The 13,092-nt window shown below is 52.2% G+C and carries 12 protein-coding genes; 9 read left to right on the forward strand and 3 right to left on the reverse strand.

Features of this window, described 5'->3' with window-relative positions; all coding sequences use genetic code 11:
• The first annotated feature begins 325 nt into the window (after positions 1 to 325).
• Positions 326 to 3,007, forward strand: a complete 2,682-nt coding sequence (gene acnA / locus PMI17_RS20790) for an aconitate hydratase AcnA (protein WP_007892426.1) — start codon at positions 326 to 328, stop codon at positions 3,005 to 3,007.
• Between the two features lie 45 nt (positions 3,008 to 3,052).
• Here acnA and ribA read toward each other — a convergent pair whose 3' ends face one another.
• The gene (ribA, locus tag PMI17_RS20795) at positions 3,053 to 3,646 is read right to left on the reverse strand and encodes a GTP cyclohydrolase II (RefSeq protein ID WP_007892427.1); all 594 of its coding nucleotides are present in this window, start codon (positions 3,644 to 3,646) and stop codon (positions 3,053 to 3,055) included.
• A 229-nt stretch (positions 3,647 to 3,875) separates the two neighbouring features.
• Here ribA and pgpB point away from each other — a divergent pair, with 229 nt between their 5' ends.
• From pgpB to yciH, 5 genes are all read left to right on the forward strand, one after another.
• The gene (gene pgpB / locus PMI17_RS20800; protein ID WP_007892428.1) at positions 3,876 to 4,640 is read left to right on the forward strand and encodes a phosphatidylglycerophosphatase B; all 765 of its coding nucleotides are present in this window, start codon (positions 3,876 to 3,878) and stop codon (positions 4,638 to 4,640) included.
• Between the two features lie 127 nt (positions 4,641 to 4,767).
• Entirely contained in the window at positions 4,768 to 5,073 is a 306-nt protein-coding gene (locus PMI17_RS20805; RefSeq protein ID WP_007892429.1) for a LapA family protein, read from the forward strand.
• Positions 5,074 to 5,079: 6 nt separating this feature from the next.
• Positions 5,080 to 6,249, forward strand: coding sequence for a lipopolysaccharide assembly protein LapB (gene lapB, locus PMI17_RS20810; protein ID WP_007892430.1), 1,170 nt, complete (start codon positions 5,080 to 5,082; stop codon positions 6,247 to 6,249).
• A gap of 207 nt (positions 6,250 to 6,456) precedes the next feature.
• Positions 6,457 to 7,164 carry an orotidine-5'-phosphate decarboxylase gene (gene pyrF, locus PMI17_RS20815; protein WP_007892431.1) on the forward strand — a complete coding sequence of 236 codons (708 nt, stop codon included), beginning with the start codon at positions 6,457 to 6,459 and terminating at the stop codon, positions 7,162 to 7,164.
• Positions 7,164 to 7,487 carry a stress response translation initiation inhibitor YciH gene (yciH, locus tag PMI17_RS20820; RefSeq protein ID WP_007892432.1) on the forward strand — a complete coding sequence of 108 codons (324 nt, stop codon included), beginning with the start codon at positions 7,164 to 7,166 and terminating at the stop codon, positions 7,485 to 7,487. Before pyrF ends, yciH begins: the two co-directional genes overlap by 1 nt.
• 69 nt (positions 7,488 to 7,556) lie before the next feature.
• Here the strand turns inward: yciH and osmB are convergent, their stop codons facing one another.
• Positions 7,557 to 7,775 carry an osmotically-inducible lipoprotein OsmB gene (gene osmB / locus PMI17_RS20825; protein ID WP_007892434.1) on the reverse strand — a complete coding sequence of 73 codons (219 nt, stop codon included), beginning with the start codon at positions 7,773 to 7,775 and terminating at the stop codon, positions 7,557 to 7,559.
• A gap of 246 nt (positions 7,776 to 8,021) precedes the next feature.
• On the opposite strand from osmB, the gene araD reads away from it, so the two are divergent.
• The 3 genes from araD to PMI17_RS20840 all read left to right on the forward strand — a co-directional run bounded on the left by araD (position 8,022) and on the right by PMI17_RS20840 (position 10,946).
• Positions 8,022 to 8,720 carry an L-ribulose-5-phosphate 4-epimerase gene (araD, locus tag PMI17_RS20830; RefSeq protein WP_007892436.1) on the forward strand — a complete coding sequence of 233 codons (699 nt, stop codon included), beginning with the start codon at positions 8,022 to 8,024 and terminating at the stop codon, positions 8,718 to 8,720.
• Between the two features lie 230 nt (positions 8,721 to 8,950).
• Entirely contained in the window at positions 8,951 to 9,934 is a 984-nt protein-coding gene (gene kdgT, locus PMI17_RS20835; RefSeq protein WP_007892437.1) for a 2-keto-3-deoxygluconate transporter, read from the forward strand.
• 145 nt (positions 9,935 to 10,079) lie between these two features.
• Positions 10,080 to 10,946: a crotonase/enoyl-CoA hydratase family protein gene (locus tag PMI17_RS20840; protein ID WP_007892438.1), complete on the forward strand. Its 867-nt coding sequence runs from the start codon at positions 10,080 to 10,082 to the stop codon at positions 10,944 to 10,946.
• Between the two features lie 15 nt (positions 10,947 to 10,961).
• Here the strand turns inward: PMI17_RS20840 and pdeR are convergent, their stop codons facing one another.
• Positions 10,962 to 12,947 carry a cyclic di-GMP phosphodiesterase gene (gene pdeR, locus PMI17_RS20845; RefSeq protein ID WP_007892439.1) on the reverse strand — a complete coding sequence of 662 codons (1,986 nt, stop codon included), beginning with the start codon at positions 12,945 to 12,947 and terminating at the stop codon, positions 10,962 to 10,964.
• Positions 12,948 to 13,092 lie beyond the last annotated feature (145 nt).

Here is a 13,092-nt window from a genome sequence, read left to right on the forward strand (position 1 = left end):
CAACGCTGAAGACGGTGGACTTTTTTTGCCCGGAATCCGGGAGGGAGTGAATGATGAACATTAATACAACGACGTTATCCTGGTTTAGCGTATATACCTTTTCGTTTGCTTTTTGGGCAGCAGCCTTTTGGGCAATGATGTAAACCCATAACTTAAATTAAACTGTTCTATTTAAATGCCCTGACAAACGTCGGGGCATTTTTCATTGTGTTTTAATGTGTCATTTCGTGTTGTTATCAAAACGTTAACGGGAATGTGGTCTATCTTTAAGTTAAACCTTGCAGTCACTGAGGTTTAAAAAGAGATTTACTTACATGGAGGCGCTATGTCGTTAACGTTACGTGAGCAGAGTCAGGACACGCTGGATGTTCGGGCAAAAAAATATCATTACTACAGCCTGCCTAAAGCCGCTCAGCAATTGGGCAATATTGATCGCTTGCCCAAGTCAATGAAAGTCCTGCTTGAAAACCTGTTGCGCTGGCAAGATGGTGACTCTGTCACGCTTGAAGATATTGAAGCGCTAGTCGCTTGGCAGAAAGATGCCCACGCCGATCGCGAAATTGCCTACCGCCCCGCGCGTGTATTGATGCAGGATTTTACCGGTGTGCCCGCAGTGGTGGACTTAGCCGCCATGCGTGAAGCGGTAAAACGACTGGGTGGTGACGTTGCTAAAGTCAATCCATTATCCCCGGTTGATTTGGTTATTGACCACTCGGTCACCGTAGACCATTTCGGTGACAACGAAGCTTTCGGTGAGAACGTTCATTTAGAGATGGAGCGTAATCACGAACGCTACGTCTTCCTGCGCTGGGGGCAAAAAGCCTTTAATCGCTTCCGCGTTGTGCCGCCGGGCACTGGGATTTGCCATCAGGTCAACCTGGAGTATTTGGGTAAATCAGTTTGGCATGAAACCCTAAATGGGGAAGACGTTGCCTACCCGGATACGCTGGTTGGTACCGATTCACATACCACAATGATCAATGCGCTTGGCGTGTTAGGGTGGGGCGTTGGCGGTATTGAAGCCGAGGCTGCCATGTTAGGCCAACCGGTTTCTATGCTGATTCCTGATGTAGTGGGCTTTAAACTCACAGGGAAACTAAGCCCCGGTATTACCGCAACCGATCTGGTATTAACCGTCACGCAAATGCTGCGTAAACATGGCGTGGTCGGCAAATTCGTTGAATTCTACGGTGATGGCTTAGCTGACTTACCGCTTGCCGATCGTGCCACTATCGCCAACATGGCTCCTGAATACGGAGCAACCTGCGGCTTCTTCCCTGTTGATGACGTCACATTAAGTTATATGACGCTTACGGGCCGCGATGCAGAGCAGGTGGAATTGGTTGAAGCTTACGCCAAACAGCAGGGCATGTGGCGTAACCCAGGCGACGAACCGGTGTTCACCAGCTCCCTGGCACTGGATATGGGTACTGTTGAATCCAGCCTTGCGGGACCCAAACGACCACAGGACCGTGTTTCACTGGGCGATGTTCCGACTGCATTTGATGCCAGTAATGAGCTGGAAGTCAATCAGGCTCAAAAACCGCATAAAACCGTCAGTTACCGCGACAGTGAAACCGGAGATAGCTATCAGCTGGATGATGGCGCGGTGGTGATCTCGGCGATCACTTCCTGCACCAATACTTCAAACCCGAGCGTATTGATGGCTGCCGGTTTGCTGGCCAAAAAAGCGGTTGAACGCGGTTTGATGCGCAAACCATGGGTCAAAGCTTCGCTGGCGCCGGGATCGAAAGTCGTTTCTGATTATCTGGCCGTTGCGCAATTAACACCTTATCTGGATGAGCTGGGTTTCAATCTGGTCGGGTACGGTTGTACCACCTGTATTGGTAACTCGGGTCCGCTGCCGGATGCTATAGAAAGCGCGATTAAAGAGGGCGATTTGACGGTCGCCGCGGTGCTTTCCGGTAACCGTAACTTTGAAGGACGTATACATCCATTAATCAAAACTAACTGGCTAGCATCACCACCGCTCGTCGTTGCTTATGCCCTGGCGGGCAATATGAAAATCAACCTTCAGTCCGATCCGCTTGGACAGGATCGGCAGGGTAATGATGTGTTTTTGCAAGATATCTGGCCATCGCCGGAAGAGATTGCGGAAGCGGTGCAGAAAGTAACCAGCGATATGTTCCACAAAGAGTATGCCGAAGTCTTTGATGGCACGCCGGAATGGCAGCAAATTAAGGTGAGTGAGGCGGCAACCTATGATTGGGATGGCGACTCGACTTACATTCGCTTGTCGCCGTTCTTTGACGACATGGAGAAAACACCGAAGCCGGTACAGGATATTAAAGGTGCGCGAATTCTGGCCATGTTGGGCGATTCGGTCACCACCGACCACATTTCGCCGGCAGGAAGTATCAAAGCTGAAAGTCCAGCTGGGCGCTATTTACTTTCGCACGGTGTTGAGCGTACCGATTTCAACTCGTACGGTTCACGTCGCGGCAACCATGAAGTGATGATGCGCGGCACCTTTGCCAATATTCGCATCCGCAACGAAATGGTGCCGGGCGTAGAAGGCGGTTATACCAAACACTTCCCGAGCAACGAACAGCTGGCGATATACGACGCCGCGATGAAGTATCAGCAAGACGGCGTGCCGTTAGCAGTGATTGCCGGTAAAGAGTACGGCTCAGGTTCCAGCCGCGACTGGGCGGCAAAAGGACCGCGCTTACAAGGGGTGCGTGTGGTCATTTCAGAATCTTTTGAGCGTATTCACCGCTCTAACCTGATTGGTATGGGGATTCTGCCACTGGAATTTCCGCAAGGCGTAACGCGCAAAACGTTGCAGCTTACTGGGGAAGAGTTCATTGATGTTGCGAACCTCTCGCAACTCAAGCCAGGTGGCACGGTTGCTGTGACGCTGACGCGTGCAGATGGCAGTAAAGAGACGTTGGAAACACGCTGCCGTATCGACACCGGTAATGAATTGACCTATTACCAGAACGACGGTATTTTGCACTACGTGATACGCAACATGCTGAACTAAAAGAAAAGCCGGGATTTCCCGGCTTTTTTATTTGTTAGCATCCGCTTAAGACTTGGGTAATAAGTGACCCATTTTTTCGGCTTTGGTATCGAGATAGTGAGCATTTTTCGGGTTACGCCCGACAACCAGCGGCACGCGTTCTACGATATTGATGCCGGCTTCTGTCAGGATCTCAACTTTACGTGGATTGTTCGTCAGCAAGCGCACTTCATTGACGCCCAACAGTTTGAACATATCTGCGCACAAGGTGAAATCACGCTCATCGGCGGCAAAGCCGAGCTGATGATTCGCTTCGACGGTATCGTAACCTTTATCCTGCAGAGCATAGGCGCGGATCTTATTTAACAAACCGATATTACGACCTTCCTGACGGTGATACATCAGAATGCCACGACCCTCTTCCGCAATGGCCGTTAGCGCGGCTTCCAGCTGAAAACCACAATCGCAGCGCAGGCTGAACAGGGCATCGCCCGTCAGGCATTCAGAATGGACGCGCGCCAATACCGGATTGTGATCGCTAATATCTCCGAAAACCAGCGCGACATGGTCGTGGCCGGTTGCCAGTTCTTCAAAACCAACCATCAGGAAATCTCCCCATGGCGTGGGCAGTTTGGCTTCTGCTACCCGTTTAAGCTGCATGTGACTCTCCAGAACCTTCAGAGGATGCGCTATCATCATGATAACGCACGGGCCCACGTGGCCCGATGAAACTTACGCTATTGTGCCACAACCCGAACTCTCGCCGTTAATCGGTCAGAGTGATTGTAGTGATAAAGCACAATTATCCAAGCCGCAATGGGTATGTTATTCTTTTTTCAGCTAAAGTTATGCATGTCGCGCGGGTTAATGCGGATCTAAAAGGAAGCGAATGTTAAAAATCATTCAGCGCACCACCTTCGGGGCGTTTTTATTATTGCTGATGCCACTGGGTGTCTGGTTATCGGGCTGGCAATGGCAGCCGGGGAAAAGTGGCGATCTGCAGCGTGTGCTGTTCTGGATGACCGAAACGGTAACCAGCCCATGGGGGATTCTCACCAGTATCATCCTCAGCGCGTGGGTGCTGTGGTGTTTACGCTTTCGTCTCAAGCCGGCAATTTTGCTCATCCTTATTATGAACGGCGCAATTCTGGCCGGTCAGTACACCAAATCCTCCATAAAAGAACATGTTCAGGAACCGCGTCCTTATGTCATCTGGCTGGAAAAAAGTCATGGCATTACCGGCGATGAGTTCTATCAACTGCATCGCCAGCAGCGTAGCGAAATGGTTTCAACTTTACTGGCCAACGATACGCAACTGCCACAGTGGTTAAAAAATCATTGGGCGTTTGAGACCGGTTATGCGTTCCCTTCCGGACACACCATGTTTGCCGCCAGCTGGGCGCTACTGGCAATCGGTTTACTTTGGCCGCGCCGCCATATCGCTACGGTAGCGGTATTGTTTGTTTGGGCGACCATGGTGATGGGCAGCCGCTTAGTGTTAGGTATGCACTGGCCGCGGGATCTGGTTATGGCAACCCTGATTTCCTGGCTGCTGGTGACGGTAGCAACCCTGTTAGCCCAGCGCTTCTGCGGACCCTTAACCATTCCGCCAGAAGAACATCGGGAGATCGCGCAACGCGATGATGGATTGTAATTTGGCTGCTTGCCCCCATATGATTGATTGCGCTTACAGAAAAATGCGCTAACTGATGTGGGTATAGCAGCATCAACGGCGCTTTTTTGGCATACTTCTACTGGATAACCTCTCGACAGGACGCATTGTGAAATATTTGCTTATTTTTCTCGTGGTTTTGGTCATTTTTATCATCTCCGTGACGCTCGGAGCGCATAACGACCAAATCATCACCTTTAACTATCTGCTTGCGCAGGGCGAATTCCGGATTTCAACATTGCTGGCCAGTCTGTTTGGCGCTGGGTTCATTCTGGGATGGGCGATTTGCGGCCTGTTCTGGTTACGTTTACGCGTATCACTTGCTAACGCGCAGCGAAAACTCAAGCGGATGCAGGCGCAGAACGAACAAGCCACGACGGTGACTACGACGTCCACTGCTGGCCGTCGGGATTAATTTTCGATGCTTGAACTGCTGTTTCTGCTTCTTCCCGTTGCTGCGGCGTATGGCTGGTACATGGGCCGACGTAGTGCGCATCAGGATAAGCAACACGAAGCGAATCGCCTGTCGCGTGAATACGTTGCGGGGGTTAACTTCCTGCTTTCTAATCAACAGGACAAAGCGGTCGATCTGTTTCTCGACATGTTGAAAGAGGATAGCGGCACGGTCGAGGCGCATCTTACTCTGGGTAATCTGTTCCGTTCACGTGGTGAAGTCGATCGCGCCATTCGCATCCACCAATCGCTAATGGAGAGCGCCTCGCTCAGTTATGAGCAGCGCCTGCTAGCGATTCAGCAGCTTGGCCGCGACTACATGGCCGCCGGGTTATACGACCGCGCAGAGGATATGTTTGGTCAACTGGTCGAGGAAACCGATTTTCGTATCGGTGCCTTGCAGCAGTTGTTGCTGATTCATCAGGCGACCAGTGACTGGCAAAAAGCCATCGAAGTGGCGGAAAAACTGGTCAAGCTCGGCAAAGATAAGCAGAAGGGTGAAATCGCCCATTTCTATTGCGAACTCGCATTGCAGGCGTTAAGCAGCGACGATCTTGATCGTGCCATGAGCTTATTGAAGAAGGGCGAATCAGCCGATCATCAAAGCGCCCGTGTCTCCATCATGATGGGGCGCATCCTAATGGAGCAGGGCGAGTACGCGAAGGCTGCAAGCCGATTGCAGCGCGTGCTGGAGCAGGACAAAGAGCTAGTTAGCGAGACGTTGCCCATGCTGGAAACCTGCTATCAGCGCCTTAATCAGCCAGAGAATTGGGCACAATTTCTACAGCGTTGCGTTGATGAAAATACCGGCGCCGCAGCCGAGCTTTATCTTTCCGATATCCTCGAACAGCAGCAGGGCCCTGAAGCCGCGCAGCTCTATATCAATCGTCAACTCCAGCGTCATCCAACCATGCGTGTGTTTCATCGTTTGATGGATTTCCACCTGCACGAAGCGGAAGATGGACGCGCGAAAGAGAGCTTGATGGTGTTACGCGATATGGTCGGTGAACAGATTCGCACCAAACCCCGTTATCGCTGCCAGAAATGTGGCTTTACCGCTCATGCACTTTACTGGCATTGCCCATCATGCCGGGCTTGGTCTTCCGTTAAACCCATCCGCGGACTCGACGGCCAATAACAATGGCCGTGTTGTCTTTGTTTTATCGCCCTAATTAGTTACAACATACTTATAGCGTGAGTAATATCGCAACCTTCGACTGTCGTGCATTTAGCCGTTAAACAGGCTGGTTGATGCGGAACCACGATTGTTGTATCCGGCCTGGGCAGGTAGAATGCTTGCCGTTTGTCCATCGCGCCTGCGGGTGCCTGTCACTGAGGAAACGTTATGCCTGCAACCACTTCACCAATTCTGGTGGCACTCGACTATCACGAGCTCAACAGCGCGCTGCAGTTTATTGACCGCATCGATCCGAGCCAGTGCCGCCTGAAAGTCGGTAAAGAGATGTTCACGCTGTTTGGTCCATCTCTGGTGAAAACATTGCAGCAACGCGGTTTTGAGGTGTTTCTTGACCTCAAGTTTCATGACATCCCGAACACCACTGCGCATGCAGTGGCGGCAGCGGCCGATCTCGGTGTATGGATGGTGAATGTGCACGCCAGCGGCGGGGCTCGCATGATGAATGCAGCGCGTGAAGCGTTGGTGCCTTTTGGTAAAGATGCGCCAATGCTGATTGCGGTTACCGTACTGACCAGCATGGATGAGGACGATCTGAAAGGCTTAGGCATTACGCTGTCTCCAGCGCAGCAGGCTGAACGCCTGGCGCGTTTAACGCGTGATTGCGGTCTGCACGGCGTTGTTTGTTCGGCACAGGAAGCCGCACACTTCAAACAGGTAATCGGCCAGGATTTCGCGCTGGTGACGCCAGGCATTCGGCCGGCAGGCAGCGATGCCGGCGACCAGCGCCGTATTATGACGCCGCAGCAGGCAAAACTCGCCGGCGTAGACTATATGGTAATTGGACGTCCGATCACCCAATCCGCCGATCCTGCCGCTACGCTGCAGCAGATCCTGCAAAGTTTACAGGAGGCATAATGGCTCACGACAATCGACTGGTTTATTCCACTGAAACCGGACGCATCGCGCCAGAAGAAGAAAAAGTCGCCCGTCCTAAAGGTGACGGCATTGTGCGCATTCAGCGTCAGACCAGCGGACGCAAAGGAAAGGGCGTATGCCTGATAACCGGCGTTGACCTTGATGATGCTGCACTGGAAAAACTGGCTGCCGAACTGAAGAAAAAATGTGGCTGCGGCGGGGCAGTGAAAGAGGGCGTGATTGAGATTCAAGGTGACAAGCGCGATCTGATCAAAACGTTGCTGGAAGCCAAAGGTATGAAGGTGAAGCTGGCCGGCGGTTGATAAAGTTCGGGCCACCTTGTGAGTGGCCCGTTGTTAAGTAGATGCGCTGCGTAGCCTGATTATTATAATTTACTTGCTAATCTGATGGCCGATGATACCGCCGACGGCCGCGCCGCCTACCGTGCCCAGCCCGCTACCATTGGTCAATACTGAGCCGCCAATGGCACCCGCACCCGCACCAATTGCAGTGTTGCGGTCGCGTTTTGACCAGTTTGAACAGCCGCTCAGCGCGACAACTAAAGTGGTAGCCAATACGACAGCCGTAAAATGTTTCATTGTTGTAGTCATTAACTTCTCCTTGATTGTTAACACCGAGGTAACTCTTTAAGTATAGATGTTACATTGCACTCGGCAGGGTAAAACGGTCCTAAACTGCGAGTTTGTAACCCAGTTTTTATTTAATGCTCAAAACCAACCCACGCCACACATTTACAGCCTCAGCCACTTTCCGCAGCTTTTACAGCTAATCCTTCCATAACGCTTTTAGCGCCAGCTCCGCACAATTCAGTTATCACAGTTTGCAGGAGAATAAACATGCTGGAAGCGTTAAAGCAGCAAGTACTGGAAGCCAATCTTGATCTACCGCGTTACAACCTTGTCACCTTTACCTGGGGCAATGTGAGCGCTGTGGATCGCGAACAAGGCCTGCTGGTAATTAAACCGTCAGGTGTTAAGTATGAACAGATGCAGCGCGACGATATGGTAGTCATTGAACTAGCCAGCGGTAACGTGGTTGAAGGTAAAATGCGCCCGTCATCAGATACCGCGACGCATCGCGCACTCTATCTCGCCTGGCCAGAGATTGGTGGCATCGTACATACGCATTCACGCCATGCCACCATATGGGCACAGGCTGGACGCGAAATTATCGCCTTGGGCACCACACACGCCGACGACTTTTACGGCACGATTCCCTGCACACGACCGATGAAGCGTGAAGAGATTGAGCAGGAGTATGAGTGGAATACCGGTCAGGTGATTATTGAAACCTTTGCTCAGCGCGGCATTCAGCCATCCGCCATTCCCGCCGCGCTGGTGAATTCGCATGGACCTTTTGCCTGGGGTAAAGATGCACATGCTGCGGTGCACAGCGCGGTAGTCCTTGAAGAGGTGGCCTATATGGCGCTGCATACGGAACAGCTGCGCACTGAGTTGCCGCCCATCTCGCAAACCTTACTGGACCTGCATTATCTGCGTAAGCACGGAAAGAACGCCTGGTATGGACAAAATTGATTGGATTTAAAAGACTTAGGCGCCTATGGGCGCCTTTCTTTTAGCTTGTCTTTATCTGGTATGGCGATGCGCATCATAAATACAAAATGATCAATCAATAAAATTAAAACAACGTTTCATAAATAGATGTGCGATCACTTTTTTCCTTCCCGTAGCCCGTTATCTTGCTCGCCATGCCATCCGGCAAATCATAAAACACCTCCCTCTGGCTCAGTTAAGGTGACATAACTATGCATATCAAACGTGCAATCGATAAAATTCCTGGCGGTATGATGCTGATCCCGCTGTTTCTGGGCGCGCTCTGTCATACCTTTTCCCCTGGTGCGGGCAAATACTTCGGTTCGTTTACTAATGGCTTGATGACCGGCACCGTACCAATTCTTGCGGTATGGTTCTTCTGCATGGGCGCATCCATCAAACTCAGCGCAACGGGCACGGTGCTGCGTAAATCGGGCACGCTGGTGCTGACTAAAATCGCTGTAGCCTGGGTGGTTGCGGCCATCGCTTCACGCGTAATGCCCGAGAATGGTGTGGAGGTCGGAATGTTTGCCGGGCTTTCGACGCTGGCATTAGTGGCGGCAATGGACATGACCAACGGCGGTTTGTACGCCTCAATCATGCAGCAATACGGGTCGAAAGAGGAAGCCGGCGCATTTGTCCTGATGTCACTGGAGTCGGGGCCGTTGATGACGATGGTGATTCTTGGAACCGCGGGTATTGCGTCGTTTGAACCGCATGTATTTGTCGGAGCGGTGCTGCCGTTTATCGTAGGATTTGCGCTGGGCAATCTCGATCCCGAACTGCGTGAATTCTTCGGCAAAGCGGTACACACCTTAATTCCGTTCTTTGCCTTCGCGTTGGGAAACACCATCGATTTAACCGTCATCGCTCAGACCGGCTTGTTGGGCATCATGTTGGGCGTCGCCGTTATCATTGTCACCGGCATTCCACTGATTATTGCCGACCGTCTGATTGGTGGCGGTGATGGCACCGCAGGCATTGCAGCCTCAAGCACCGCCGGTGCTGCTGTGGCGACGCCGGTATTAATCGCCGAGATGCTGCCCCAGTTTAAACCGGTCGCACCCGCCGCCACGGCTTTAGTCGCGACGTCGGTGATCGTCACTTCTGTTATCGTGCCAATCATCACCGCTGTTTATTCACGACGCGTTAAGCGTTCTCATGTTGCCGTAGGGCAGCGTGCCGCCATCAAGTAAGCCCGCTAATGCTTCCCCGGCCGATGGTCGGGGATATCTCTGGATTTTGCTTTATAAATCAATCTCTCATTTGGTCTGGCCTCACTCTGGATTACGCTGATGTGGCGTTTAACGCACTACATAAACATAAACAGAGGATGAGACAATGACAGTAATTAACCAACCGACATGCAGACTGTTCACCGAAGTTGGACAAACCACACAGCTCGCCGCCTACTATGAAGAGGGGCGCCGTACTATGTGGATGATGCTGCGTGCGCAACCGCGCCCAAGTTTCAACCACGAATTAATTGAGGAGATCATGAACCTGAGCTATTCAGCCCAGCGTTCCGGTCTGCCGATTGACTTCTGGGTGACGGGTTCGTTGGTACCGCAGATGTTTAACGCCGGTGGCGATTTGCGCTTCTTTGTCGAGTGCATTCGTAACAACCGCCGTGAAGCGCTGCGTGCCTATGCGCGCGCCTGTGTGGACTGCATCCACTCCGCAGCACGGGGTTTTGATACGGGTGCGGTAACGCTGGCGATGATTGAGGGCAGTGCGCTCGGCGGTGGCTTTGAGGCGGCGCTGGCGCATCACTTCATTCTGGCGCAGAACAGCGCACGCATGGGTTTCCCGGAGATCGCGTTCAACCTGTTCCCGGGCATGGGCGGCTACTCATTAGTGGCGCGTCGCTCTGGCATGAAGCTGGCCGAAGAGCTGATTATGGAAGGAGAGTCACACAGCGCGGAGTGGTATGAAACGCGTGGTCTGGTCGATAAAGTGTTCCAACCGGGCGATGGCTATCGCACCACGCGGACCTTTATCGATACGTTGCGTCCAAAGCTCAACGGCGTGCGTGCCATGCTGAAGGCGCGTCAGCGCGTGCTGCAGTTATCACGTGCTGAGTTAATGGATATCACGGAGGACTGGGTTGATTATGCCTTCACGCTGGAACCGAAAGACATTGCTTATATGGAACGTCTGGTACAACTGCAGAACCGTCATAGCGCATCCTTGCGCAAAGCCGGCTAATCTCGCAAACCAGCGTTAGACGCGGGCAGGATGCTTAGCCAGCCAATGCCCGAGCTGTTCTGCGGGCATTGGTTTTGCATAATAATAACCTTGACGCCCATCGACACCGTTGGCCATCACAAACTTCTCTTCGGCTTTCGTTTCAATGCCCTCGGCAATCACCTGCAGCTTAAGGGCTTTGGCAACCGCGACAATCGCACGGACCAGCGACTGCGCGACAGGTTGCTTATTGATATTACGCACAAAGCTCTGATCCAGTTTTATGGCATCGATAGGGATGCGCGCCAGCTGGGAAAGCGAGGAGTAACCGGTACCAAAATCATCGAGATGAATTTGCGCACCCAGTTCCTGGAACTGCTTCATCAGCATCAGCGCGCCAGCTTCATTCTCAATCAAACAACTTTCCGTTAATTCGATATCGATCGGGCAATCCGTCAGGCCAGCTTCGGTCAGCGCATGTTTCAAATCAGTATAAATACTCTGGTCGATCAGTTGCTTAGCGGAGACATTCACCGCGACACGCAGATAGATGCCTTCGCTACGCCACTTAATAATCTGCTGCAGCACATTGAGCATCACCCAGCGGCCCAATGGCACAATCAAACCAGACTCTTCAGCATAGGAGATGAAGTCGCCCGGTGGCACCAACCCGCGCTCCGGTGAATTCCAGCGCACCAGTGCTTCGGCGCTTAGCACCTCGCCATCGGCATTCAGTTTCGGCTGATAATGCACCACCAGATGGTCGAGTTCGAGCGCTTTGCGCAGATTGGTGTCGAGCCAAAGGTACTCAAACACCCGCTGGTTCATCTCATTTGCGAATACGCAGAACTTGCCGCGCCCGTTCTCCTTGGCGTGGTACATCGCGGTATCTGCGTTGCGAATCAAGCTTTCACGATCTTCGCCGTGCAGCGGAGCCAGAGCGATACCAATCGAGCAGCCGCTATACACCTCAATCAGGCCGATGCGGAAGGGCTGGCGCAGACGTTCAAGAATACGCGACGCCATCGCTTCCAGCGCCGCCTGGCTGGTATGTTCCGCCAGTACGACAAATTCATCGCCGCCGAGGCGCGCCAGCGTCTGGTCTTTGCTCAGGCAGCTGAGGATCGCCAGAGACACTGCTTGCAGCAACTGATCGCCGAACATATGGCCGTACGCGTCATTGACCTTCTTAAAATTGTCTAAATCGAGGTAAACCACACCGGTTTGACTGCCATTTGCCAGCTCCAGTGCCAGACTAATCTGCTGATGAATAGCGTTGCGGTTAGGCAACCCCGTCACCGTATCGGTATTGGCTAAGACGCGCAGCCGTTCCTGCGCCCGGCGCTCTTCGGTGATGTCCGTTCCTGAACAGATGAGGAAAATTTCATTTTTTCCGCTACCACTGTGAACAAACTTATTACGAAACAGAAACAGTCGCTGGCCTTTACGGGTTTTAATCCAGCGCTCAACCTCGTAAGAACTGCCTTCACTGAAGAAACCGGCGATGTTACGCCGTGACGCCTGCGCTTCCTGCTTGGTCATAAACAGTTGAAACACATTACGGCCAATCACTTCCTGCTCTTTCAGTCCGGTGTACTCTTCGCTTAAACGATTGAATCGCTGAATATTGCCGCGTTGATCGAGTATCACAATCACGGAATTGGCTTCCGAAACTACCTGCTCCGCGAACGATAAACCGAGCGTCAAATCCCGCGCGACAGCAGAGGTATCGCCCCATGCTGACGAGGTGCCAGCCCAGGTGGATTGATTAACTTTACGGCCAACAAAATGCATCGGTACCGGCTCGCCATGCAGCGACAGCGTGAGGTTAATACTGGAGGTTATAACGGTCATCGCACGCAACAAACTGGCTTGTGCGGGAGTAAGTGGAACCGCCATATTGGTATTCGCGTTCTCATCTTCGGCAAAATGCAAAGCATCACTATCTGAGGTTAAACGCCAATGAGGGCTGGTGGTGCCAAACAAGGTGTACAACAGTGTTTGCCCTTGTTCATCGGTCATGGAAACTTCCTCCGGGGGGAATGCTCAGCGGGCGGTATCTCATTATTTTAGCTACAGTATTCAACCTCCTGAGCCAGCACAAGATGCAATCTGAATATATTTTTGTTTTTATTAAAGAATGGCACGAAAAAGCCCCGATAAACGG

Origin of the sequence: Pantoea sp. GM01, assembly GCF_000282675.1 — a bacterium.
Lineage (GTDB): Bacteria > Pseudomonadota > Gammaproteobacteria > Enterobacterales > Enterobacteriaceae > Pantoea > Pantoea nemavictus.

What these genes read in the sequence shown, in the direction of transcription:
- araD (WP_007892436.1), top strand. Translation starts at nt 8,022, where the DNA reads ATGCTGGAAGCGTTAAAGCAGCAAGTACTGGAAGCCAATCTTGATCTA.
- ribA (WP_007892427.1), bottom strand. Translation starts at nt 3,646, where the DNA reads ATGCAGCTTAAACGGGTAGCAGAAGCCAAACTGCCCACGCCATGGGGA.
- pdeR (WP_007892439.1), bottom strand. Translation starts at nt 12,947, where the DNA reads ATGACCGATGAACAAGGGCAAACACTGTTGTACACCTTGTTTGGCACC.
- lapB (WP_007892430.1), top strand. Translation starts at nt 5,080, where the DNA reads ATGCTTGAACTGCTGTTTCTGCTTCTTCCCGTTGCTGCGGCGTATGGC.
- pyrF (WP_007892431.1), top strand. Translation starts at nt 6,457, where the DNA reads ATGCCTGCAACCACTTCACCAATTCTGGTGGCACTCGACTATCACGAG.
- kdgT (WP_007892437.1), top strand. Translation starts at nt 8,951, where the DNA reads ATGCATATCAAACGTGCAATCGATAAAATTCCTGGCGGTATGATGCTG.
- PMI17_RS20840 (WP_007892438.1), top strand. Translation starts at nt 10,080, where the DNA reads ATGACAGTAATTAACCAACCGACATGCAGACTGTTCACCGAAGTTGGA.
- acnA (WP_007892426.1), top strand. Translation starts at nt 326, where the DNA reads ATGTCGTTAACGTTACGTGAGCAGAGTCAGGACACGCTGGATGTTCGG.
- yciH (WP_007892432.1), top strand. Translation starts at nt 7,164, where the DNA reads ATGGCTCACGACAATCGACTGGTTTATTCCACTGAAACCGGACGCATC.
- osmB (WP_007892434.1), bottom strand. Translation starts at nt 7,775, where the DNA reads ATGACTACAACAATGAAACATTTTACGGCTGTCGTATTGGCTACCACT.
- pgpB (WP_007892428.1), top strand. Translation starts at nt 3,876, where the DNA reads ATGTTAAAAATCATTCAGCGCACCACCTTCGGGGCGTTTTTATTATTG.